This window comes from Paraburkholderia sp. RL17-373-BIF-A (assembly GCF_046030175.1).
In the GTDB taxonomy this organism is placed as follows: Bacteria; Pseudomonadota; Gammaproteobacteria; order Burkholderiales; family Burkholderiaceae; genus Paraburkholderia.
The window spans coordinates 1-23,910 of record NZ_JARESO010000066.1 but is presented as its reverse complement, the minus strand read 5'-3'; the positions used below and the strand labels follow the sequence as shown (position 1 = coordinate 23,910).

Here is a 23,910-nt window from a genome sequence, read left to right as displayed (position 1 = left end):
AGGTTGCGTCGGGAGTGGCAACTAGCTCGTCTGAGCAATCATCGCCTGCGCTTGCCTCGGCGCTGGCAGTGCCGAACGTTATACCTGCCGTCGACCGAAAAGGGTGGACAGCTATTGAGGACAGCTTTGTTGTGCCGTTTCCGCTTGAACGGGTCTGGGGGTTTATGGGAGACCTCCCTTCCGTTACCGCCTGTTTGCCCGGCGCGGAATTGATCGAGCATGATTCGGAGAAGGTAAAAGGCAAAATCGCTATCAAATTTGGTCCGATGTCGGCGAATTTCGCTGGTGCTGCACGCCTTGAACGTGACGACGCGGCACATCGCGCCGTTATGCGCGGGGCGGGACAGGACAATATCAGCCGCTCAAAGGCAAATGGGGACGTGGCCTATGCGTTGAGTGATGAAGCGAATGGAACGCAGACACGGGTAGCAGTGACGCTTGAATACATGCTGCAGGGACCGTTGGCTCAATTTTCCCGGTCAGGGCTCATCAAGGACTTCGTTCGTCGGATGATTGCCGACTTTGGTGCGAGGATCACATCGCAATTAGGAGGTTCTGAAGTACCTGACCCAGCAGCGCTGCCGGCCAAATTCAACGTGGGCAGTCTGGTGTGGAGCGTGCTGTGGGGCCGTATCAAGCGGCTCTTTGACCGAGGCGAATAAATGCGTTCGCGACGATGTCGCAGGATGACTGACTTGAGTTCTCTTGCGACAATTTCGTGTTCTTATTGTCAGTATGCTGATTAAAAATTGGAGTTTGTCGTGAGTAAACGGATTCGGAAGATCGCCCTGGAAGAGCACTTTTCAACGCCTGGCTTCCAGGGCTACTCAAAGAGCTTCACGCAGCACATCGTTCCCGACGTGCTGGCTGATCTTGCTGCCCGACTTGCCGACTTCGACGAGCAGCGCATCGTCGAGATGGACAACGCGGGGATCGATTACACGATTCTGTCCCAGACGGGGCCGAGCGTGCAGGGCGAGACTGACCCTGCTGTGGCGATTGCTCGTGCTACAGAAAGCAACGACTTTCTGGCGAAACAGATCGCGCGTCACCCAACGCGTTTTGGTGGTTTTGCGACGCTGCCGATGCACACACCTGACGGGGCAGCCGACGAGCTGACCCGCACCGTTCAGGAGTTCGGTTTCAAGGGGGCACTGGTCAATGGTCACACGCTTGGAACCTACTACGACGACCCGGCGTATGACGCTTTCTGGGAGCGGATGCAGGACCTTGACGTGCCGTTGTATCTGCACCCGACAGACGCGTACGTGACACCGCGGGTATTCGACAACCACCCGGAGTTGACGGGTGCCGCCTGGGGGTGGGGCGTTGAAACCGGTAGCCACGCCTTACGGCTGCTGTTCGGCGGTGTCTTCGATCGGTTCCCCAAGCTGAAGGTCATTCTTGGCCACATGGGTGAGGGCCTGCCGTACCTGCGCTGGCGGTTTGATAGCCGGTTTGCTGTGTATTCGCATGGCATTCGGCTTGAGCGGGCACCTTCTGAGTACATCGGAACGAACATCCTGATCACTACTTCGGGCGTTTGCTCGGCGCCAGCGCTGCTTGGTGCTATTGGGGAAATGGGCCCGGATGCGGTGATGTTTTCTGTGGACTATCCGTATGAGTCGACCGCTATCGCTGCTGATTTTATCGAGCAGGCGCCGCTTGATGAGAGCGTCCGAAGCCTCGTTTGCCATGGCAACGCCGAACGCATTTTCAAGCTGTGACGCTGGACTGAGTGAACCGCGAACAGCAGGAACAGCACGTTAAATCTTTCTGGAGATAGCAATGACGAAGCAATACCGAATTGGTCAGATAGTGCCGAGTTCGAACACGACGATGGAGACGGAGATTCCGGCGATGCTGCTTGCGCGCCAGTCGATCCGTGCGGAGCGTTTCACGTTCCACTCGAGCCGCATGCGCATGAAGAAGGTGGTTAAGGAAGAACTGGCCGCGATGGATGCGGAGTCCGACCGCTGCGCGCTGGAGCTCAGCGATGCCCGGGTGGACGTGCTCGGCTACGCGTGTCTGGTCGCCATCATGGCGATGGGCCATGGGTATCACCGCGTGTCCCAGAAGCGCCTGCACGAGCGTACCGTTGAGAATGGCGGCACGGCACCGGTCATCACCAGCGCCGGCGCGCTGGTCGATGCGCTGAAGGTCATCGGCGCCCGACGCATCGTGGTGGTCGCCCCGTACATGAAGCCACTCACGGAGCTGGTAGTCGACTACATCCGCAATGAAGGCTACGAGGTGCTCGATTACCGCGCACTCGAGATTCCGGACAACCTCGATGTGGGCCGTCACGACCCGAGCCTGCTGCCGGGCATCGTTTCGCAGATGGACACGGTGCATGCCGATGCCATCGTGCTCTCGGCGTGCGTGCAGATGCCTTCGCTGCCGGCCGTTGCCAAGGTCGAAGCGCTGACGGGCAAGCCGGTCATCACCGCCTCGATTGCGACGACCTACGCGATGCTCAAGCAGCTCGGTCTGGAAGCGGTGGTGCCGGGTGCCGGCGCGCTGCTCTCGGGCGCCTACTGATGCGCAAGCCGACCGGGAGCACAGCATGAGCCGTACATCCACGTTCCTTTATGGCGGTAACGTTCACGCGAACGGTATCCGCCAGCATTACCTGCGCTACGGTGGCACATCTGGCGCGCGCACCTCACGCGAGCCCGTCATCATCGTGCCGGGCATCACCAGCCCGGCCGCGACATGGGGTTTCGTCGGTGAACGCTTCGGCACGACCTTCGACACCTACGTGCTCGATGTCCGTGGCCGGGGCCTGTCCTCGGCGTCGGACACGCTCGACTACAGCCTGGATGCGCAGGCGGCTGACCTGGTCGCGTTCGCCCGGGCGCTAGGACTCGCCCGCTACAGCGTAGTGGGCCACTCGATGGGCGGACGCATTGGCGCACGTGCTGCACGCACGCAGCCGGCCGGTCTGGTACGCCTCGTCATGGTCGATCCGCCCGTCTCCGGCCCGGGGCGTCGTCCGTATCCGTCGCAGCTGCCCTGGTATATCGACTCAATGGCTCTTGCGCGCGAAGGCACTGACGCGAAGGGCATGCTCGCGTTCTGTCCGACCTGGACCGATGAACAGCGCCAGCTGCGCGCCGAGTGGCTGCACACCTGCGATGAGCGAGCGATCCGCGCGAGTTTCGAGGGCTTCCATACCGATGATGTGCATGTGGACCTACCGCACGTCGCCGTGCCTGTTCTGCTGATGACGGCTGGTCGCGGCGACGTGGTCCGCCCGGAAGACATCGAGGAGATCCGCACGCTGGTGCCGCAGCTCGTGCATTCGCACGTGTCCGACGCCGGCCACATGATTCCGTGGGACGACGAAGACGGCTTCTACCATGCGTTCGGTGACTTCCTGGGCGCGCCGCTGCCAGCGCTGGCTGCCCGGCAGCTCTGACGGACCTTTTAAGGAGAACACTATGCCAGTCAGCGACTTCCAGATGGTTGGCGCGTGGAAGCAGGTGTTGACGCTCTCGCGCCTCGAGGCAGGCCAGACCGTCACGATTCTCACGAGTACGGCTACCCATCCGCAAACGCTTTCGACCGCGCTGATCGCCACGCAGTCGATGGGCGCGATCGTCAACCGGCTGGACCTGCCGCCGGTGAACGGCGAGAAGGCGCTCAGCCGCGACCCGCTCGCCTACCTCGGCACAACGCCCCTCACGGGTAACCGTGCGGCGATTGCCGCGCTCAAGGAAAGTGACCTGGTCCTGGACCTGATGACGCTGCTGTTCTCGCCCGAGCAGCTCGACATCCTGAAGAGCGGCACGAAGATCCTGCTCGCGGTCGAGCCACCCGAAGTGCTCACGCGGCTCGTGCCCAACCTGGGCGACCGCGAGCGGGTGCTGGCCGCCCAGGCCCGCATCAACCGCTCCCGCGAGATGCACATCGTCTCGGCTGCCGGGACGGACTTCCACTGCCCGATCGGTGAATTCGAGGCGATTGCGGAATACGGTTTCGTTGACAAGCCGGGCCGGTGGGATCACTGGCCAAGCGGCTTTGCGCTGACGTTCCCGGACGAAGGCCGTGCCTACGGGCGCATCGTGATCGACCGGGGCGACATCCTGCTGCCGCAGAAGTGCTACGTGCAGGACCGTATCGAGCTGACGGTGGAGAACGGCTTTGCCACCCGCATCGAGGGTGGCATGGACGCGGACCTGCTCAAGGAGTACATGGGCACCTTCAAGGACACTGAGGCGTACGCCATCTCGCACATCGGCTGGGGCCTCCAGCCGCGGGCGCACTGGTCGACGCTGGGACTGTATGACCGCGAGGCGACCATCGGCATGGACGCACGCGCATTCGAGGGCAACTTCCTGTTCTCGCTCGGACCGAACAACGAAGCCGGTGGCAAACGCACGACGGCCTGCCACATCGACATCCCGCTGCGTCACTGCGACGTGTTCCTCGATGGCGAGGCGGTGGTGCGCAACGGCCAGGTGCTGGATAAGTGAGGAATCAGCATGCCCAATGAACTTGACACATACCAGCGCCAGAGCTTCGGCTCGACGCTCGAACCGAAGGCACCGGTGGGGCTACTCATCATTGACTTCGTCAACGGCTTTGCGGACCCCGAGGTGTTTGGCGGAGGCAACATCGCGCCGGCCATCGAGCGCACCGTGCCCCTGCTGGCGCATGCGCGCGAGCGCGGCTGGCCTGTAGCCCACACACGCATCGTGTTTGCGGACGACGATGCGGACGAAAACATCTTTACGCTGAAGGTGCCGGGTCTGCTCACGCTCAAGGAGCACACGCATAACAGTGCCATCGTGCCGCTGCTCACGCCGCGTGCGGGTGAACTGGTGGTGCGCAAGACGGTGCCCTCGGCATTCTTCGGCACCTCACTGGCCGCGTGGCTTGCGCAGCGCGGCGTGCAGACGCTGGTGGTCGCCGGCGCCGTAACCAGCGGCTGCGTGCGCTCGAGCGTGGTGGATGCGATGCAGTATGGCTTCCGTCCGTTTGTGCTCTCCGACTGCGTGGGTGACCGCGCCATCGCCCCGCACGACGCCAACCTCTTCGACATGGCCCAGAAGTACGCCGCCGTCATGACTCGCGACGAAGCACTCAAAATACTTGGAGATCTGCAGTAAATGAAGGAATAGGGCGCGTAATGTGCGACGCGCCCTTTGGTGTGTAATAGCGCCTCGCCTCTCGAAACGCTATGCATATACGTACGTCCGGCAGAAGCTGAATAGTTTCTGAAACTAAGTATAACTAATTGAAGCACGGCACGATCCGTGCAGTCAGGAGTGAGAATGGACATCTCGACGTCAGAGCCATCGCGGAGCGCTGTAACGCGTCGCGAATTTACACTGATCATCGCTTCATCATTTGGAGCGTTGCTCGAATGGTACGATTTCTATATTTATGCCGCCTTGGCAGGTACATTCAGTACGCTTTTCTTCCCAAGTGGCAACGAGACCACCGCATTCCTGGCGAGTCTCGCTACGTTCGGTGCGGGGTTTCTGGTTCGGCCGCTCGGCGCACTCTTCTTTGGCCGACTGGGGGACCGGATAGGACGGAAGTACACCTTCATGGCGACCATTGTTTTGATGGGCGTCGCCACAGTTGGTGTAGGACTGCTTCCTTCGTTCGAAAAAATCGGGATGCTGGCGCCGGTCCTGCTCGTGCTTTTGCGTCTTCTGCAGGGTTTTGCCCTAGGTGGTGAGACGGGCGGGGCAGCGACCTATCTGGCTGAACATTCTCCCGCAGATCGTCGGGGCTTCTACACCAGTTCACTACAAACGACTGCCACACTTGGCTTGCTGGCCTCCATCGCTGTAGTCAGTGCGAGCCGGTCTGCGATGGACAGTGCTTCGTTTCAGGATTGGGGATGGCGTGTTCCGTTCCTCGTCTCACTGGTCTTGCTGGTGATCTCTGTGTACCTGCGGACGAAGCTGGCGGAGTCCCCGACCTTTCAGGGCATGAAGCACGCCGGGAAACTGTCGAAATCGCCCATTAGCGAGAGCTTCGGCAACTGGGAAAATCTCAAATATGTACTCATCATGCTGTTCAGCACGGCGTCAGGGGTTGGCGTCGTATTTGGAACGGGCCACTTCTATTCAATGTACTTCCTGCAGAATACCTTGAAGGTCGCGCCAAACACGGTGAATCTCTATCTGGCAATCGCGTTAATTTGCGTGTTTCCGTTCTATCTGCTCTTCGGCTGGCTTTCAGACCGTATCGGACGTAAGTGGATCATGATGGCTGCCTGCCTCATGCTGGCCCTGACCACGCAACCGATTTTTCATGCGCTGACTCACTACGCAAACCCTAAGTTGGAGGCATTCCAGAAGAGTTCGCCGGTAGTCGTTCACGCGGATGACTGTCACTTTTCGCTATTCGCAGCACCAAAGACCGATTGCGACCGCATCCGCTCATTTCTGAGCGCCTCGGGGGTTTCCTACCAGCAGGTGTCGTTGCTGCCTGGAGAGTCAACTGCAACAGTCATAGGCAATGTAACGGTGCGCAGCAGCGACCGGCACGATCTGGAGAGCGCTCTACTTTCTGCCGGCTGGGTACAACACGCGGACCCATCACAAATCAACGCGCCTGTTGTCATCTTCCTGATGTGGTTACTGATCGTATATCTCGCCATGGTGTACGGTCCGATGGCGGCATTTATGGTTGAGCTATTCCCGGCGCGAATCCGCTACACATCTCTCTCGCTTCCGTTTCATCTTGGATCTGGCTGGTTCGGCGGAATGCTGCCTTTCGTTGTCTCGGCGATGGCAGTTGCAAACGGGAATGTGTACTTCGGCCTGTGGTATCCGATTGTTATTGCGGGCGTGTCACTGATTGTCGGTGTGCTCTTCGTTCCCGAAACGTTCCGTAGGGACATCTCGCTGTAAAGACAATTCTACATATCGCGAAGCGTCTCCCTGTGCGGACTGGCACGGGGAGGGCTTTGTGCACAAATATAAGGTTTGGAGATGAAAACACCATTGACCGCTGCCGCGGCAGCATGCGCTTTTGTGACCGCGATTCCGGCGCACGCTCAGTCTTCTGTGCAACTCTGGGGCGCGATTGATGCCGGAGTCACGATGGTCACCAATCAGAAGGGCGGCCACAACTATACGATGGATAACGGTATCGCGATGCCGAACCTATGGGGTCTGCGCGGCACGGAAGATCTTGGCGGTGGCTACAAGGCGATATTTGAACTGATTGACCAGTTCAACCTCGGTACCGGAGCTATCTTCCCGACGAATGGCGGCGGCCTTTTCGGCCGTAACGCATACGTGGGTCTTTCAAACGACCGGTACGGGAAACTGACATTCGGCCAACAGTACGACTTCATGATTGATTCGTTACTACGCTTCGATAATTCGATCTACATCGGGGGGTTGTATGGTTTTCGCCAAGGCCCGTTTTCTGGTCTGGGGATTCCCGGTAACCCCTCCGGAAATGCGAATTTTGACCGCATGTCGGGCACGGCTATTTCAAACTCGGTGAAGTACACGACGCCAACCTACTATGGGTTTTCTGCCGGCGCCCTGTATAGTTTCGGGGGTGTGCCAGGCGCAATTGCACAGAACGACGGCAAGAGTTTTGGCGCCAACTATGTCAACGGACCCTTCTCGGCTGGCGTCGCGTACACCTATCAGCGGTATGCGCAACTCGCCAATGGAATGGCCGGCATACGCAATTTTGGCGCTGGAGCAGAGTACAAGTTCGGCCTGGCCGCGCTCAGTGTGCTCTATACCAACACAAAAAACACGGCCAATAACGCAACCATCAACGTCTACCAGATTGGAACGCGATACCAGGTCACTCCGGCACTGTCAGTCGGTGGCGACTACGAGCTCATGAAGGGCAACGCTGTGCTCGCCAGCGACAAGGCGAACCAGTTCTCGCTAGGCGTACGCTATGCGTTGTCCAAACGCACGGTACTTTACACAGAGGCCGTGTATCAGAAGGTGAGCGGCGATAACAACCCACAGGCTTGGATTATGGCCGTTTCGAGTGCGTCGAGTAACGACAAGCAACTGCTGACACGAGTCGGAATTTTGCATCGGTTCTAACCGAAAAAGCTGGCGTCTCCGGACGCCAGCTTCTCAGTCGAAGTGTTTCAGCAGTGTGCGGCCGTACTGGTTGTTGCCTTCGACCAGTTGCATCATCATTCTGATGAACTCAATGCGCTCTTTGGGTTCCAGCGGGGCCAAAAATCGTACTTGGGCTTCTCGCATTGCCTCGTACATGTCGTTCATTACGCGTCGCCCCTTGCTGCTGATATTGGCGATTTTCTGACGCCCATCGGAAGGGCTGGGTTCACGCTTGACTAGCCCGCGCTCTTCGAGGCGTCGGAGAACGTCTGCCATCGTTGTGCGGTCGACGCCAACCTCAGCGCAGAGGGAGGTCTGGTCGAGCCCAGGCTGCTCGCTTAGCGTGGTGAGCAAGCCATACTGAACCGGAGTGATCGAAAAGTCCTTGCAGCTCTCAAAGAAAAGTGCGATGTGAATCTGGTTGAGGCGCCGGATCAGAAACCCCGGGCGTTGCCACAGATGCCCAGTCTCGATCGCCGGATCTGAGACGGCAGCTTTTTTCTCCGTAACTGTGCCCATATTCATCCTTTCAAAAATGTCCTTTGAAGCGGGGCAAGTGTAACTGTTTGTCGAACGGCCGTAGCCGCTGTGCTTGCTTCAGAGCACGTAGCCTGGCGCGAAGAAGGGCACGTGAAATTCCGTTCGAGTTTGCGCCACGGTCACCCTGGGGGAACCACTGTTGCATTCTGTTTTTTTTCGGGATAAAACTTATCCGTCAGTGCGCTGATGATTTTACAGTAAGTTTTTGGCGCCGGCGCTCGGCAGACATTTTCCTGATTTTAAAAGTTAACTTAAGAAACGTCGCACAAGGATTTAGTGTCATCTATTTGTCAGTATGCTGATCATATGCTCAGTATGCTAACAAAGTGATGCAGTGGTTTGGCCGGACGTCAACCTTTCACATGTTTGGAGCAAAAAATGAGTACAACCCCTGCGCGATCGAATGAGGCTGCCCTGGGGGGGCAGTCAATGTCCTGGAGCGACGTCAAGACGCTTGGCCTGGCCTCGCTGGGCGGTGCGCTTGAATACTACGACTTCATCGTCGCCGTATTTTTCACCAAACTGCTTGCCACCGTGTTCTTTCCGCCGCACACACCCGAGTGGCTCGCCCAGCTCGAAGTGTTTTGCATATTCGCCGCTGGCTACCTTGTTCGTCCGATCGGGGGCATCTTCTTCGCCCACTTCGGCGACCGCATCGGACGCAAGAAGATGTTCGCGCTCAGCCTGTTCCTCATGGCCTTTCCCACGCTGCTCATCGGCCTGCTACCCAGCTATGGAATGCTCGGCATGGCCGCGCCGCTGCTGTTCCTCCTGTGCCGCATCCTGCAGGGCCTTTCCGTCGGCGGTGAGGTCCCTGGCGCTTGGATCTTCTGCTCGGAGCACGTCAGGCGTGACCGCGTGGGCCTCGCCTGCGGCCTGCTGATGTCGGGCCTGTGCACGGGCATCCTGCTCGGTGCATTGAGTGCCAAGTACCTGATGGGCAACCTCGATGCTGAGAGCCTGAAGACCTGGGGCTGGCGCATGCCGTTCATCGCCGGCGGCGTCTTCGGCCTGATCTCCGTCTACCTGCGTCGCTACCTGCATGAAACCCCCGTCTTCGAAGCGCTGCGCGCCAAGCGTGCCGCCGACTCGCGGATGCCGCTGTCGGTCGTGCTCAAGGAGCACCGTGGCGCCATCGTCGTATCGTTGCTGGCCACCTGGGTCTTCTCCGGGATCTTCGTGCTGTACTTCCTGTACACCCCGACCTTCCTGCAATCGCAGTTCCACTATGAGGCGAAAGCGGTCTTCACCAACAACTCGTGGTCGATCTTCGGGCTCATCATCGGCAGCACCGCCGCTGGCTGTGCCGCCGACAGGATTGGCGGTGGCAAGGCTTACGCGCTGGGCAGCATCGCGATGCTCGCTGTGACGGCCGCCTTCTATTTCGCACTGACCTCAGGCAGCACCGCAGTATGGCCGCTCTACATTGCTGGCGGCTTCCTGATTGGGACCATCACACTCGGGCCGTACATCATCGTGAAAAGCTTCCCGCCTGAAGTCCGCTTCACGGGCTTCGCGCTGTCGTACAACACCGCCTACGCCATCTTTGGCGGGACCGCGCCGGCTGTGGCCTCCTACCTGGTCGGCCGTCAGGGCATCATCATGGCGCCCGCCTGGTACATCGCCGCACTCTGCGTGCTCGGCGTCATCATCGGCCTCGCCTGGCGAGCTCCGGTTCACCCGGCCATCGCCTCGCGGCATTAAGTAAGCGATCCCACCGCGCGCTTGCGACGGCGAAATGCCTTTTCAAACAGCGGCACGAGCTTGATCACCCAGCGATGCACCGTGGAATGGTCAACCGCGATACCCCGCTCGGTCATCATTTCCTCGAGCTTGCGCAGGCTCAGCGAATACGCCACGTACCACCGCACACACAGCATGATCACATCCAGCGGATAGTGCAGGCGTTTGAGCACCTTACCAATGTCTGCGGGAAGTGTCTTGCGCGCCGTTTTCTTCTCCCTGGCCATCGGATTCGCCGTCAGTATCGAACCACGAATTTTACCGCAGAGCCTTGTTGCGGCACAGCCTAGGAAATCCTGCAAAAAATTTAACTTGCGTCCTACGAACGGTTTGGCTGCCGCCGGCGGTCGATGTCAAGCATTTATGACATTAAACGCATAACTGATAAAAAAGTCAATTGAAGCATGCCAAGCATCCGGTGCGCGCCAGACGGGAGAAGCCGACCCTCGAGATTCAGCGTAATACGTTTGAAATGTCATGGTTGACTAAATACACAAATATGATAATATTATCACTAATGGGGCAGGCCTGTCCGCCCGCCCCAGGCGACATCCCGATTCGGGCACCCCCGATTTATTTACCATACGTTGCACTTATGACTTTGCACCATCGCCACGCCTTGCTATGGGGCGCGGTCGCCTTGACGGCTGGCGTCCTGCTTTGGATCTTGCGCCCGGTCCTTACGCCGTTCCTGCTTGGCGGGCTCATCGCATATATCCTTCAACCGGGAGTAGAGTGGCTGGTGCGCCATCGCACGCCACGCGGACTCGCCGCGCTCGTAATGATGCTTCTGTTCGGTGTGATGGCCACGCTGCTTGTTCTGCTTGTGTTTGCCGTGATTCATAAAGAGGGGCCTGAACTGATCGTGCGGATCCCTTCTCTGGCAGCCACACTCAACGCATGGTTACAACCCAAACTGGACTTGCTGGGCCTGAGCTATTCGTTCGACTTGAGCCATGTCCGTGAGATGTTGACGATGGACCTCAAGGCGAGCGAACAGACCATCGCACTGGCTGCGTGGCTGTCCCTGCGCACGAGCGGCAACATGATGATTACCGTCGTGGGCAACATCGTCTTGGTGCCGCTCGTGTTGTTCTATCTGCTCTATGACAGGCACGAGGCATTCGCTCGCCTGGAAAGCTTCGTGCCGCGACCCTGGCTGGGCAAAACGCGAAAGTTCCTGACAGACATAGACCAGATGCTGTCGCAATACCTGCGCGGCCAACTGCTCGTGATGGGGGTGCTCGCTACGTTCTATCCAGTCGCGTTGACGGTCGCGGGCTTCGAAATCGCGCTGCCCATCGGTCTCTTTACCGGGCTCGCCGTGTTCATTCCGTACATCGGATTCGCGACCGGACTGGCGCTCGCGCTTCTCGCCGCGCTGCTGCAATTCGGCAGCTGGTATGGCGTTGGCGCGGTGGTGGTCGTGTACGGCATTGGCCAGATTCTCGAAAGTTTCATTCTCACGCCACGCCTCGTCGGCGAGCGCATTGGCCTGCATCCGCTCGCGGTGATTTTCGCCTTGCTCGCATTCGACCAGCTTTTCGGTTTCTTTGGGGTCCTGCTCGCGCTTCCAGCCAGCGCAATTCTGGCCGCAGGCCTGCGCGAACTCCGCGGCCGTTATCTGGCGAGCGCGCTTTACGGGGGATAGCAGGCGTTCGATCAGCGGGCGCGCGATTTTGCGCTGCAAACCTTGGTGTCCGGCCTGCCCGTGGGTAACGGCAGGTGCGCAATTCTTTCGGCCTCCGCGTGCTTGAGTCCAAGCACCTGCAGCACGACCGCCGCCACCCGTTCCGCGAAGTTCTGCTCGCCGACTCCTGACGCTTTTTGCCGCCGAACCGCCGGCGCAACCGATACGGCAAAGTGCAACTCAGCGGCGATCGCCGCGAAGATGATTCCCGTGACCGACACAACACACATCAAGTGATCCGGGACGACGAAGCGCTTTGCAGAAATGCCTCTTTGGCTATCGCGCAGCAATCGTTGGCCGAGCCCCCAGCCCAGCGCATGCACCGAAAATCCCTCGCGGATCAGAAGCCGTCCCCATACCGGTTCACGACGTGCGCGCATCAGCGTGTGGCGCACTGAGACGGCGACTATTTCGGCCGGGTCGGACAGTTCGCGGGCGAGCTGATCGAGCGTATCGGCGAATTCCTCGAACACCAATTCGACGAGCGCAGTGAAGATTCCTTCCTTCGACCCGAAGTGGTTGTAGAACGAGCCGAAACCGACGTCGGCGGCCTCGGTAATGTCGTTGATAGCCACCGAATCCATTCCTCTTTCCGCCATCAGCCTCAGCGCGGCGTCGAGCAGGCGGGCGCGGGTCTCGCGCTTGCGGCGGGCGCCGCGCGGTTGGCGCGCTTCAGCCGCTTGGGCCGGGCCGGGCAACTTCTGCGCGCCCTGCCGGGTTGCACGGGGGTTCGGGATATCAGGCATCTCGGCTCCAGGTCTTCGTATCGTCATATTTTAGATCTATGCGTCATGGTTGACAACATAATCAGGTATGGGTCTAATGTCACTTTCGCCGGGAAGTCGGCGGCCGCGTAGACGAAATGAGAAGCGACGGTATCCCATCCGCGTGCGATGACGAAGTATGAAGAGTTGCAAGCGGTTCGTATCAGAATGGGCAAGTAGGAATGCTAAGTTAAAGGCGTGCGGAATCGTTCCTAGCGCATAGAGCAAAAGCATGCCGCTGGACGCACCGTGTCTTCCTATGTCTCGCCTATTTTTTATTGCTGGACCAACACCTGCCTTGAAAACATCGTGAAACTTTCCGGTCTTAACGCGCGGACATTCGCGCGTCCCTTCCTGTCTTCCATCGCCCGGCCACCGTTCAGAGGGCGTCTGCTCGTTGCGGCTTGTGGTGCAATTCTGCTCTCGGCCTGCCATCGCGGTGAAGTAGCGCCGCCGCAGCCCAAACCGGTTGTCGCGCTCGCGGTTCATCCTGACGGACGCACCCCGACTGCCTCATTGCCGGCGCAGGTAGAGGCGCGCTACTCCACGCCACTGTCGTTCCGAGTGGGGGGCAAGGTTATTGAGCGAAAGGTTCATCTTGGCGATACCGTCACGGCGGGGCAAATCGTTGCACTGCTCGACCCTACCGATCTGCGCAATAACCTCGTTAACGCGCGCGCGCAACTGGACGCCGCCGAACATCGTCTCGTGTACGCCAGGCAGCAGCTCGATCGCGATCAGGCTCAGATCCAGGCACACCTGATTGCGCCGGCGCAGATGGAACAGACGGAAGACGCTTACGCTACGGCGCTTGCGCAGCGCGATTCGGCCCTCGCGCAAATGGCGCTCGCCACCAATCACCTGCGATACGCCACGCTCACGGCGGATCACGACGGAGTCATCAAGTCGGAGGATGCGGACACCGGCCAGAACGTCCAGGCGGATCAGGCGGTTTATCACATCAACTGGACCGGCAGCGTGGACATCGTCTGCGACGCACCGGAGCGAGCGCTTGGCGCGTTGGCCGTCGGCAGCAAGGCGCGCGTGAGCCTGTCCGCGCTGCCCGGAAAAAGCTTCGAGGCGAGCGTGCGCGAGGTATCGCCCACCGCCGATCCGCAAAGCCGTACCTGGCGCGTGAAACTCACGCTAGCCGCGCCGAGTGCGGAAGTCCGCGTCGGCATGACGGCCAATGTCTCGTTCGATGCCGCCAGCGACGTGCCGGAGGCGGCGCCGTTCGCACTGCCTGTGACGGCGCTTTTCCACAAAGGCGAGAACCCTGCTGTATGGGTAGTGCGCGCCGGTAGCGACACCCTCGAGCTGCGCACTGTCAGCATCGTGCGCTACGACGAGCGGACCGTCTCCATCAGTGGCGGACTTCACGACGGCGACCGCGTCGTGATGCAAGGCGTTCACGCGGTGAGCGCGAACCAGCACGTGCAGGTCGCGGCTCCGCTCCATCCCGAGGACTTTTCGTCATGAACGCCCGCGACCGTGAAGCCGCGCACGACAGCGCGCCCGTCATCCCGCCTAACGCCGAGGCACACAGCGAAGGCGGCTTCAATCTGTCCGCGTGGGCGTTGCGCCATCAGCAGCTAGTGATATTTCTGATCGGGCTTGCGACGCTGTTCGGCGTGATCGGCTATACGAAGCTTGCACAGTCGGAAGACCCGCCGTTCACGTTCCGCACCATGGTGGTCAAAACCTACTGGCCGGGCGCGACTGCCCGCGAGGTACAGGAACAGATCACGGACCGGATCGGCCGTCAGTTGCAGGCCGCGCCGTACGTCGACAACATCAAGAGCTACTCGCGGCCCGGCGAGTCGATGATCTTCTTCGCCATGAAGGACTCGGCCCCGGTCAAGGAGGTCCCAGAGACCTGGTATCAGGTGCGCAAGAAAGTGGGCGACATCGCGGCGACGCTGCCCAAGGGTACGGCTGGACCGTTTTTCAACGATGAGTTTGGTGACGTCTACACAAACATCTATGCGCTTGAGGGCGACGGCTTTACGCCTGCACAACTGCACGACTACGCGGATCAGTTGCGCACGATCCTGCTGCGCGTGCCCGGCGTCGCCAAGGTCGACTACTTTGGCGATCCTGACCGGCACATCTTCGTCGAAATATCGAATGCGCAACTAACCCGGCTGTCCATCACGCCGCAGCAGCTCGCGCAGGCCATCGACGCACAGAACACAGTGACGCCGGTCGGCACCATCACAACGGCGGACGACCGGGTGTTCGTGCGCCCGAGCGGCGCGTTCAAGGACGTGCAGGCGCTCGCCGACACGCTCATCACCGTGAACAAACGTACCTTCCGGCTCGGTGACATCGCAAAAATCACGCGCGGCTACGACGATCCGCCCGTCACCCAGATGCGGGTCGGCGGACAGGCGGTCCTCGGGATCGGCGTCACAATGCAAAAGGGCGGCGACGTGATCAGCCTCGGCAAGGCGCTTGACGCGAAAACCACCGAACTGCAGGCCGCCATGCCGGCGGGACTCAAGCTGGCTCCCGTCTCGAGCATGCCTCACGCGGTCAAGCATTCAGTGGACGAGTTCGTCAGGTCGGTCGCCGAAGCGGTAGCAATCGTGCTGGTCGTGAGCCTCGTTTCGCTCGGCCTGCGCACCGGCATGGTCGTCGTGATCTCGATTCCGATCGTGCTCGCCGTGACGGCGCTGTGCATGCATGTGTTCAATATCGGGCTGGACCAGGTATCGCTTGGCACGCTCGTGCTCGCGCTGGGGCTGCTCGTCGACGACGCGATCATTGCCGTCGAAACGATGGCCGTGAAGCTCGAGCAGGGGTGGACTCGCACGCGCGCGGCGGCCTTTGCCTACACGAGCACGGCATTCCCTATGCTGACCGGCACGCTCGTGACGGTATCGGGCTTCCTGCCGATCGCACTCGCGAAATCGAGCACGGGAGAATACACGCGGTCGATTTTCGAAGTGTCGGCCATTGCGCTGATCGTGTCCTGGTTCGCGGCTGTCGTGCTGGTCCCGTTACTCGGCTTCCACATGCTGCCGGAGCGCAAGGCCCACTGGCGCGACGGCGCCCATGACGAACATGACGTCTATAACACCGGCTTCTACCGGCGTCTGTCGGATTGGGTCACATGGTGTATCGAGCGCCGCTGGGCCGTGCTTGGCGTCACTGCCGTGCTCTTTGCGATCGCGATGGCGGCCTTCACGCGCGTGCCACAACAGTTCTTCCCTAACTCGGAGCGGCCGGAGCTGCTCGTCGACCTGCGGCTGCCGGAAGGCGCTTCGTTCGAGGCGACGCTGCGTGAAACGAAGCGCCTCGAAACGGCGCTCAACGGCAAGCGCGAAATCGACCACTTCGTCGACTTCGTGGGCACCGGCGCGCCGCGCTTTTATTTGCCGCTCGATCAGCAGCTTCAGCAGCCCAACTTCGCGCAGTTCGTAGTCACCGCGAAGAGCGTCGAAGATCGCGACGAGTTGATGCACTGGCTCGATGCCAAACTCGAGAAGGATTTCTCCGGCGTGCGTGCGCGCGTGGCGCGGCTCGAGAATGGTCCGCCGGTGGGGTTCCCGATCAAGTTCCGGGTGAGCGGCAGCGATATCACGACGGTGCGCTCCATTGCTGAAACGGTCGCCGACAAGGTCCGTGCCGATTCCCGCACGCGCAACGTCCAGTTCGACTGGGACGAGCCGGCAGAACGGTCGATCTCGTTCGAGGTCGATCAGAACCGGGCGCGCCAGCTCGGTGTCACGTCGGAGGACGTCTCGAACTTCCTGGCCATGACGCTCTCGGGCTACACGGTCACGCAGTTCCGTGAGCGGGACAAGCTGATCAACGTCGATCTGCGTGCGCCGAAGGGCGAGCGCGTCGATCCCTCGAAGCTCACCAGCCTCGCGGTTCCGACTCCGAACGGCCCGGTTCCGCTGGGTTCCCTCGGACACGTCAAGGACACGCTCGAATACGGCGTGATCTGGCAGCGCGACCGGCAGCCGACGATCACGGTACAGGCCGACATTCGGGGCGACGCTCAGGGTATCGACGTGACCCGTGATATCGAGCACGCACTTGCCGGCGAGCAAGCCAGATTGCCGGTGGGTTATCGCATCGAAGTAGGTGGCGCGGTCGAAGAAAGCGTGAAAGGCCAGACCTCGATCAACGCCGAGATGCCGCTCATGATCATCGCTGTACTGACACTGCTCATGATCCAGCTAAAGAGCTTCTCGCGGACCTTTATCGTCGTGTTGACCGCACCGCTCGGGCTGATCGGCGTCGTGGCTGCGCTGCTGCTGTTCGGCAAGCCCTTCGGCTTTGTCGCGTTGCTCGGTGTGATTGCCATGTTCGGCATCATCATGCGCAACTCCGTGATTCTGGTCGACCAGATCGACCAGGACATCGCGGCGGGGCATGGGCGCTTCGACGCGATTATCGGTGCGACCGTGCGGCGTTTCCGGCCAATCATGTTGACGGCCGCCGCGGCCGTGCTCGCCCTGATTCCGCTTCTGCGCTCAGCGTTCTTCGGACCCATGGCGACCGCGTTGATGGGCGGGATCACGATCGCTACTTTGCTGACAGTGTTCTTCCTGCCGGCTCTCTACGCGACGTGCTTCAGGGTCCGGCGCGACGAGCGCGGGATGCAGCCGGTCGTCGTCGAGCATACGGAGATTTGAAGATGAAGTTTGCCTATAAGACATCCGTTCTCGCCGTCGCTATGGCGCTCGCGCTAACGGCTTGCTCGTTCGGTCCCAGCGGCGAACCCCCGGTGATGCCTTCGCCGATCCATTACGGCGCGCAGGCGCAGCCGTCCAGGACGGTGGTCGCAAATGGCGTCGCCCAGCAGTTCGATATCGGCTCGACGGCGGTGCCGCAATGGTGGCGGCTTTACCGGTCCGACGCGCTCGATGCGCTGGTCGAGGAAGGTCTGCGCAACAGCCCGACGCTGGCGGCGACGCAGCGCACGCTTTCGGCCGCGCAGGAGGGACTGCGCGCGCAGGTCGGCTCATCCACACTACCGTCAGTCGACGGTGTCGCCCAGGTTGAACGCGCGCGTTCACCCGTCGTGCCGGGGCTCGGCCCTGAGCAGGTGCAGTACAACTTTTTCGCCGGGCAGCTTCAGGCGCACTACACATTCGACTTCTTTGGCCAGACGCGCTACGCCAACACGGCGGCTGCCGCTCGCGTGAATGTGCAGGGGTATGAGCTGGAAGCGGCCCGGCGTGCGCTCGCCGCCAACATCGTCGGCACGGCGATCAATGTGGCGGCGCTTGATCGCTCGATCGCGCTGACCGAACGGCTCGTCGCCGTGGCGAGGGAAACGGCAAACGAGGACCGGCAACGGTACACGCTCGGTTCCATCTCGCATGTGCAGGCGCTCAACTCGACGCAGGATGCAGATTTGATTGCGGCTCGTCTTCCGGCCCTGCGCCAGCAGCGCACCACAGCCGTCCACGCGCTGGCGGTATTGATGGGTCGTACGCCGGATGACGCACCGGCCGTTCCCGACCTCGACAGCCTGTCGCTGCCCGACCATGTGCCGGTCGCCGTGCCGTCGGACCTTTTGCGTTCGCGTCCCGACATTCAGGCGGCCGACGCCGCAGTGAAGGCAGCCGCAGCCGACGTCGGCGCCGCGACTGCGCAACTCTTTCCGAGCGTGTCGTTGACAGCCGCGATGGGCCGCGGCGGCTTTAGCTGGCCGATGTTGCTCTCAGGCGCGGGCGGACTGTGGGCGATCGGGGCGGGCTTGTCGCAACCGATCTTCCATGGTGGGGCGTTATTCGCGCAACGCAGGGCCTCGATCGATACATACGATGCCGCGGTTCTGTACTACAAGTCCACGGTTCTATCGGCATTCCAGGATGTCGCCGATTCACTTGCCGCGCTGGATAACGACGCGCAGTCGCTGACGTCTACCGAACGAGCGGCGCAGTCGGCCCGCGCGGCCTTCGACGAAACCGCGTCGCGCGCCCGCCTCGGTTCGTTGCCGTCCACGGCGCAGCATGCCAGCGAGCAGCGATTTCTCACTGCGCAGCTGGACGCCGTGCGCGCCGGAAGCCAGCGCATGACGGATACCGTTGCACTGTTCCAGGCGATGGGCGAATTGCCGTCCGCTCAGCAGCACGTGACGTCAAAAGAGTGACGTCTCCCAGCATGGAACATCGGAGCCTGATTGCCTGCCACGAGTGTGATCTGCTTTTCCGCAAGCCGCCGCGCCTGGGTGGGCTGGTTGCACGCTGTCAACGGTGCGGTGCGGGTTTCAAAGGCCTGCATTGCAGTGGTCTGTCGCTCGAGGCGATTTGCGCGTTGACCGTCGCGGCGTTGATTACTTTTGTTATTGCCCAGGCGTTCCCGGTACTAAGGCTGGAGACAAACGGGATCAGCTCGCAGACCACGCTGTTTGGTGCAGTGCAATCGCTTTGGGGCGAAAACATGCGTGTTGTCGCATGCATGGTGTTCTGTTCGTCGATGCTGTTTCCGCTGACGGAGTTGCTCGCCTTTCTTTATGTGCTGGTTCCCGTTCTGATGGGCAAACGGCCATCTGGCTTCAACCGCGTCGTTCGTCTCATTCAGTTCGCTCGGCCATGGGGAATGATCGAGGTCTTCATGCTCGGGGTGCTCATCACGATTGTGAAAATGGTGAGCATCGCGCAGGTGATTCCGGGGCCCGGCCTGTTTGCATTCGGCGCATTGACCGTGATGTTGGCGATCGTTGCCGCGTTCGACCCAGCCGTGTTGTGGGAGGTTTGCGACGAAATGAAGATTCGTCGGCGTGCCGACGTTTCCCGGTCGAGCGTGAGTGACAGCCGCGTTGTGCCGGGTGACTCCTCCGGCTCGCCGGAAACAGGAGTCACGGATTATGTCACGGCAAGACATGCAGGACTTCTCGCGTGTCATACCTGCGGCCTGGTTCAGACGGCAATCGCGCATCAGCCGCACCAGCACTGTTCGCGATGTGACTCGCTGCTGCACGAGCGCCGCCCGGACAGTGTGACGCGTTCGCTGAGTCTTCTTATCGCCGCAGCGCTCGTCTATATTCCGGCGAATCTTTTGCCGATCATGCATGCCTCGTCGCTCGGCCGCTCGGAGGACGACACGATTCTCGGCGGTGTCGGCTACTTCTGGAGCTCGGGAGACTGGCCGCTCGCGGTCGTTATCTTCGTGGCGAGCGTCATGGTGCCGATGCTCAAACTCACGGTTCTCGCACTGCTGACCTTGACTGCTCGCCAAGGTTTGGACTGGCGGCCGCTCGAACGCGCGACGCTGTTTCGTATCGTCGAGCGCGTTGGCCGGTGGTCGATGCTTGATGTCTTCGTTGTCGCACTCACGGTTGCCCTGGTGCATTTCGGCTCTTTTGCCTTCATTACCGCGGGTCCAGGCGCACTCGCTTTCGGGGCGGTCGTGATCCTCACCATGCTGGCATCGCATCAGTTCGACCCGCGGCTCACCTGGGACAACGTCCGTTGCGCACAGCCGCATCCTGACGACGTCGAGTCCGCACGGGTTCGTAGCTCTGTCGCATCCATAAACTGAAATCAGCAAACACTATCCTCTAGCGATGCATCTTCCTGATCTACCCCTTCCCGACATCAAAGCGCGCAAACGCTGGCTTCCTTCCTTGATCTGGTTAGTTCCCCTGATCTCGGCGTTGATCGGCGTTGCGCTAGTGGCCCGATCCATTTCGGAAAAAGGGCCGACAGTCACGGTTTCGTTCAATAACGCAGACGGAATGGAGGCAGGCAAAACGAAGGTCAAGTACAAGGACGTCGAAATCGGCTCCGTGCAGGCCATTACGCTGACAAAAAATCTTCAGCACGTGATGGTGAAAATTCAACTCACCAGGGAGGCAGAAAAATTCGCGACGCAAGGCACGCGTTTCTGGGTAGTTCGACCGCGCGTGGGGGCCAACGGCATTTCGGGCCTCGGTACTTTGCTTTCCGGCGCGTACATCGGCGTGGACATCGGGCAATCGTCAGAAAAACGGATGGAGTTTGTCGGACTCGAGAATCCTCCCATCGTCACCAGTGGCCAACCGGGGCACCAGTACACGTTGCGAGGGGACTCGCTGGGGTCGGTCGATATCGGTGCACCTGTCTTTTACCGTCGTGTGCAGGTGGGCCAGGTGGTCGGCTTTTCGCTCGACACGCACGGCTCGGGCGTAGTCGTGAACGTCTTTGTCAATGCACCGTTCGATCAGTATGTCGGAACGAACACCCGGTGGTGGCACGCGAGCGGCGTCGATCTTCGGCTCGACTCGAGCGGGCTCAAGATCAACACGCAGTCGCTGGCGACAGTGGTTGTGGGGGGGCTCGCGTTTCAGTCACCGCCGGGTCAGGACGCTGGACAACAGGCCGCTGACAAGGCGGTGTTTCGACTCGCGGCGGACGAGTCGGACGCGATGCGCGAGCCGGACGGACAACCCCTCAATGTGGTGATGCGATTCAACCAGTCGCTGCGCGGATTGTCCGTTGGCGCACCTGTGGACCTGCGCGGAATCGCGTTGGGGCAGGTGACGGAGATCGGTATTGAGTATAGCGAAATGGATAAGAGTTTCAGTATGAAGGTTTCGATGGCACTTTATCCCGACCGGCTCAGCCGGCGCAGCAGCGAGGCGCTACCGGCCCCCAACACGCCAGGCGGGCATGAACTGCTTCAGCACCTCGTGATGGAAGGGTTGCGTGGCCAGTTGCGAACCGGCAACCTCCTGACCGGTCAGTTGTACGTCGCGCTGGACATGTTCCCGAAAGCCCCGCGGGCGACCGTGGATGTGCATCAGAATCCGATCGAGCTGCCGACCGTGCCGAACACGCTCGACGAACTGCAGGTGCAGATTGCGGACATTGCCAGGAAACTGAATCAGGTACCGTTCGACAAGATTGGCGTCAACCTGAATGGCGCGCTGGAAAACGCCAACAAGCTGTTCGGTCATCTGGATACGGAGGTCGTTCCACAGGCTCGGGACACGCTGGCGGCAGCGCAGCGGACCTTCGGCACCGCTGAGGTGACGCTTCAGCAGGCGGCGCCGTTGCAATCGGACGTCCAGGACGCGATGCAGGAACTGACCCGTACGCTGCAGTCTCTCAATGCGCTCGCGGACTATCTGGAACGCCATCCCCAGGCGCTTCTGTTCGGCAAGAAAGGAGACCGGCCTTGATTTTTCTTCGGTCTTTTTCGTTGCGCGCTTTCGCTCGCGTGGCCGCAGGAATCAGTCTCGCCGTTCTGGCGGCGTGCGGTTCTCCGCCGAGCCGGTTCTACACGCTTGCCTCCGGCGGCGGTTCGGCCACGGCGGATCGCACGGTAAGCCCCGCCGTTTTGATCGATATGCGGCCCGTTACCGTGCCTTCCGCGCTGGCGAGGACCCAGCTCGTCGTTCAGGTGAACGCCACTCAGGTCAAGGTGCTGGAGGACGATCGCTGGGCGTCGCCGCTGGCGGATGAAATCCGCACCGCAGTGCTGGCAACGGTGACCCGGCAATCTGGCGCGGTCGATGTGCACGGGATGGCGCGCACGGACGAGGTTCCGCTGTACCGCATTTCGGTACAAGTGCAACGATTTGAGACGTGGCCTGGGTCGCACGTGCTGATTGAAGCCGTATGGAGCATACAGTCGCCAAATAGTCAGGAAACGATGACCTGCCACAGCATAGCCAGCCAGCCGGTCACGGCTGACTATGATGCAATCGCGGATGGTCACCGGCAGGCCTTGCAACGAATCGCCACGCAGATTGCGCGAAGCCTCCGCGAGCTTGCCAGGACGTCAGCATTGCACGGGAGCCGGCAAGCGATGACGCGTCCGGCATCCTGCCCGTTGATGGCCTACGCTGAAGCGGGGACCGGGGTGACCCGACGCCCCTGACGGTCCTTTTCGCGTCCGCCTTATTCCGTCTCGACTTCTGCCTCGATGAGCGGCAATGCTCGCGTCGAAATCTTCTCGGCCTCCGCGCGCTTGAGCCCGAGTGTTTGCAAAAGCGTTGCTGCCGTGCGCTCCGCAAAGTGTTCCCCGCTGAAGCCGAGTTCGTCGAGCAACGCTGTCGCCGGCGCGCCAGGCGCGACGAAATTCAGCTCGGCTGCGATTGACGCAAGCACCGTGCCGCCCACCGAAAGAAAGCCGATGAAGGGGTCAGCGACCACAAAGCGCTTCGCGGCGATGCCATTTCCGATGTCCCGCAATAGCCGCTGACCCAACCCACGGCTCAGGATGTGCACCGAAAAACCTTCGCGTATCAGGAAGCGTCCCCAGACGGGATCGCGCCGCGCCCGCATCAGGGTGTGGCGCACGGAGACGGAGATCACTTCCGCCGGGTCCGACAGACCGCCGGTGAGGCGATCGAGCATGTCGCCGAACTCCTCGAACACGTTGTCGACGAGCGTCGCGTAGATGGCTTCTTTCGACTCGAAGTGGTTGTAGAACGACCCGAAGCCCACGTCGGCGGCCTCGGTGATTTCGTTGATTGCCACGCCCTCCATGCCCTTTTCCGCCATGAGCCTGAGCGCTGCGTCGAGCAGGCGGGCGCGCGTCTCGCGCTTGCGGCGCGCTCCGCGCGGCTCGCGCTCCTCGGGAACGGGGGCCGGGGAATCGGAGGCCGCGGAAACGGGGGCCGCACGGCCAGCGCGCTTAGGCGCAGGCCGGTTTAAAGAGTTCGCCATGACGAGTTCCAGTCTTTGCTCGTATCGAAGTATAGATTGGAATGTCTCTATTGACAAAACTATCAGCAATGACTTTAATGTCATAAAGGTGAATGCTGGCGCCCGATAAACAAATGGACAAATGGACAAATGGACAGATGGACAGATGGAGTGACAGTGGAGACAGGAGCAATAAACACCACCGGACCGTCGGGCCGGCACAACCCGGTTGAGCCGTCCGCGCATGAGGTCGACCGTGCCGGGCCTGTTCGGCAGCGTGAATTCGCTCGGCAGCCTGAATGGCGGTCCGACGCTCGTCACGTCGAATCTCATCGGCGCACGCCGGCTATCGAAGCCGAATACGCCATTCGAACCGTTTGATTTCCGTCCTGCCATGAAACTGACCACTGCACAGCCGGCCCGTCATCCCACTCCCACGACGAAAGCATCGGCATTGACCTACCTGATATTCGATCGGCCAGACCTCGGGAAAGCCGAGCAGTTTT

Annotated in this window: 19 protein-coding genes and 2 pseudogenes; 17 read left to right on the top strand and 4 right to left on the bottom strand. The window is 60.7% G+C overall.

Annotation, left to right across the window (positions count from 1 at the left end; translation table 11 throughout):
• The first annotated feature begins 14 nt into the window (after nucleotides 1-14).
• The 8 genes from P0D80_RS41690 to P0D80_RS41655 all read left to right on the top strand — a co-directional run bounded on the left by P0D80_RS41690 (nucleotide 15) and on the right by P0D80_RS41655 (nucleotide 8,048).
• Nucleotides 15-662 (top strand): SRPBCC family protein, encoded by a 648-nt coding sequence (locus tag P0D80_RS41690; protein ID WP_408292506.1) that lies wholly within the window; start codon nucleotides 15-17, stop codon nucleotides 660-662.
• Nucleotides 663-761: 99 nt separating this feature from the next.
• Entirely contained in the window at nucleotides 762-1,727 is a 966-nt protein-coding gene (locus P0D80_RS41685; protein ID WP_408292470.1) for an amidohydrolase family protein, read from the top strand.
• Between the two features lie 61 nt (nucleotides 1,728-1,788).
• Nucleotides 1,789-2,541 (top strand): maleate cis-trans isomerase family protein, encoded by a 753-nt coding sequence (locus P0D80_RS41680; protein WP_408292468.1) that lies wholly within the window; start codon nucleotides 1,789-1,791, stop codon nucleotides 2,539-2,541.
• 25 nt (nucleotides 2,542-2,566) lie between these two features.
• Nucleotides 2,567-3,421 (top strand): alpha/beta fold hydrolase, encoded by an 855-nt coding sequence (locus P0D80_RS41675; RefSeq protein ID WP_408292466.1) that lies wholly within the window; start codon nucleotides 2,567-2,569, stop codon nucleotides 3,419-3,421.
• Between the two features lie 22 nt (nucleotides 3,422-3,443).
• Nucleotides 3,444-4,478 carry a 2,5-dihydroxypyridine 5,6-dioxygenase NicX family protein gene (locus tag P0D80_RS41670; protein WP_408292464.1) on the top strand — a complete coding sequence of 345 codons (1,035 nt, stop codon included), beginning with the start codon at nucleotides 3,444-3,446 and terminating at the stop codon, nucleotides 4,476-4,478.
• Between the two features lie 9 nt (nucleotides 4,479-4,487).
• A complete protein-coding gene (locus tag P0D80_RS41665; RefSeq protein ID WP_408292462.1) occupies nucleotides 4,488-5,114 on the top strand; it encodes an N-carbamoylsarcosine amidohydrolase in 627 nt (208 codons plus the stop codon).
• Between the two features lie 165 nt (nucleotides 5,115-5,279).
• A complete protein-coding gene (locus tag P0D80_RS41660; protein ID WP_408292460.1) occupies nucleotides 5,280-6,875 on the top strand; it encodes an MFS transporter in 1,596 nt (531 codons plus the stop codon).
• Between the two features lie 81 nt (nucleotides 6,876-6,956).
• Complete coding sequence (locus P0D80_RS41655) at nucleotides 6,957-8,048, top strand: porin (RefSeq protein WP_408292458.1); 1,092 nt, start codon at nucleotides 6,957-6,959, stop codon at nucleotides 8,046-8,048.
• A gap of 33 nt (nucleotides 8,049-8,081) precedes the next feature.
• Here the strand turns inward: P0D80_RS41655 and P0D80_RS41650 are convergent, their stop codons facing one another.
• Entirely contained in the window at nucleotides 8,082-8,588 is a 507-nt protein-coding gene (locus P0D80_RS41650) for a MarR family winged helix-turn-helix transcriptional regulator (RefSeq protein ID WP_408292504.1), read from the bottom strand.
• A 450-nt stretch (nucleotides 8,589-9,038) separates the two neighbouring features.
• Here P0D80_RS41650 and P0D80_RS41645 point away from each other — a divergent pair, with 450 nt between their 5' ends.
• Nucleotides 9,039-10,313: an MFS transporter gene (locus P0D80_RS41645; RefSeq protein ID WP_408292456.1), complete on the top strand. Its 1,275-nt coding sequence runs from the start codon at nucleotides 9,039-9,041 to the stop codon at nucleotides 10,311-10,313.
• Between the two features lie 8 nt (nucleotides 10,314-10,321).
• Here P0D80_RS41645 and P0D80_RS41640 read toward each other — a convergent pair.
• Nucleotides 10,322-10,579: pseudogene (locus P0D80_RS41640) on the bottom strand (IS6 family transposase); the annotation flags it as partial.
• A gap of 368 nt (nucleotides 10,580-10,947) precedes the next feature.
• On the opposite strand from P0D80_RS41640, the gene P0D80_RS41635 reads away from it, so the two are divergent.
• Nucleotides 10,948-12,003 carry an AI-2E family transporter gene (locus P0D80_RS41635; protein WP_408292502.1) on the top strand — a complete coding sequence of 352 codons (1,056 nt, stop codon included), beginning with the start codon at nucleotides 10,948-10,950 and terminating at the stop codon, nucleotides 12,001-12,003.
• A gap of 11 nt (nucleotides 12,004-12,014) precedes the next feature.
• Here P0D80_RS41635 and P0D80_RS41630 read toward each other — a convergent pair whose 3' ends face one another.
• On the bottom strand, nucleotides 12,015-12,788 hold the full coding sequence (locus tag P0D80_RS41630; protein WP_408292454.1) for a TetR/AcrR family transcriptional regulator: 774 nt from the start codon (nucleotides 12,786-12,788) through the stop codon (nucleotides 12,015-12,017).
• Nucleotides 12,789-13,115: 327 nt separating this feature from the next.
• Here P0D80_RS41630 and P0D80_RS41625 point away from each other — a divergent pair, with 327 nt between their 5' ends.
• From P0D80_RS41625 to P0D80_RS41600, 6 genes are read left to right on the top strand one after another with little or no spacing between them, the layout of a single operon-like run.
• Nucleotides 13,116-14,285, top strand: coding sequence for an efflux RND transporter periplasmic adaptor subunit (locus tag P0D80_RS41625; RefSeq protein ID WP_408292452.1), 1,170 nt, complete (start codon nucleotides 13,116-13,118; stop codon nucleotides 14,283-14,285).
• Nucleotides 14,282-17,455 (top strand): efflux RND transporter permease subunit, encoded by a 3,174-nt coding sequence (locus P0D80_RS41620; RefSeq protein ID WP_408292450.1) that lies wholly within the window; start codon nucleotides 14,282-14,284, stop codon nucleotides 17,453-17,455. The genes P0D80_RS41625 and P0D80_RS41620 overlap by 4 nt, the downstream gene beginning before the upstream one ends.
• A 2-nt stretch (nucleotides 17,456-17,457) precedes the next feature.
• Nucleotides 17,458-18,921 carry an efflux transporter outer membrane subunit gene (locus P0D80_RS41615; protein WP_408292448.1) on the top strand — a complete coding sequence of 488 codons (1,464 nt, stop codon included), beginning with the start codon at nucleotides 17,458-17,460 and terminating at the stop codon, nucleotides 18,919-18,921.
• An 11-nt stretch (nucleotides 18,922-18,932) separates the two neighbouring features.
• Nucleotides 18,933-20,312 (top strand): paraquat-inducible protein A, encoded by a 1,380-nt coding sequence (locus P0D80_RS41610; protein WP_408292446.1) that lies wholly within the window; start codon nucleotides 18,933-18,935, stop codon nucleotides 20,310-20,312.
• A gap of 25 nt (nucleotides 20,313-20,337) precedes the next feature.
• On the top strand, nucleotides 20,338-21,933 hold the full coding sequence (locus P0D80_RS41605) for a PqiB family protein (protein ID WP_408292444.1): 1,596 nt from the start codon (nucleotides 20,338-20,340) through the stop codon (nucleotides 21,931-21,933).
• Complete coding sequence (locus P0D80_RS41600) at nucleotides 21,930-22,634, top strand: PqiC family protein (protein ID WP_408292442.1); 705 nt, start codon at nucleotides 21,930-21,932, stop codon at nucleotides 22,632-22,634. Before P0D80_RS41605 ends, P0D80_RS41600 begins: the two co-directional genes overlap by 4 nt.
• Nucleotides 22,635-22,654: 20 nt before the next feature.
• On the opposite strand, the gene P0D80_RS41595 is transcribed toward P0D80_RS41600, so the two are convergent.
• A complete protein-coding gene (locus P0D80_RS41595) occupies nucleotides 22,655-23,425 on the bottom strand; it encodes a TetR/AcrR family transcriptional regulator (RefSeq protein WP_408292440.1) in 771 nt (256 codons plus the stop codon).
• Between the two features lie 223 nt (nucleotides 23,426-23,648).
• Between P0D80_RS41595 and P0D80_RS41590 the strand changes: the two are divergent.
• Nucleotides 23,649-23,910 (top strand): annotated as a pseudogene (locus tag P0D80_RS41590) (hypothetical protein); the annotation flags it as partial.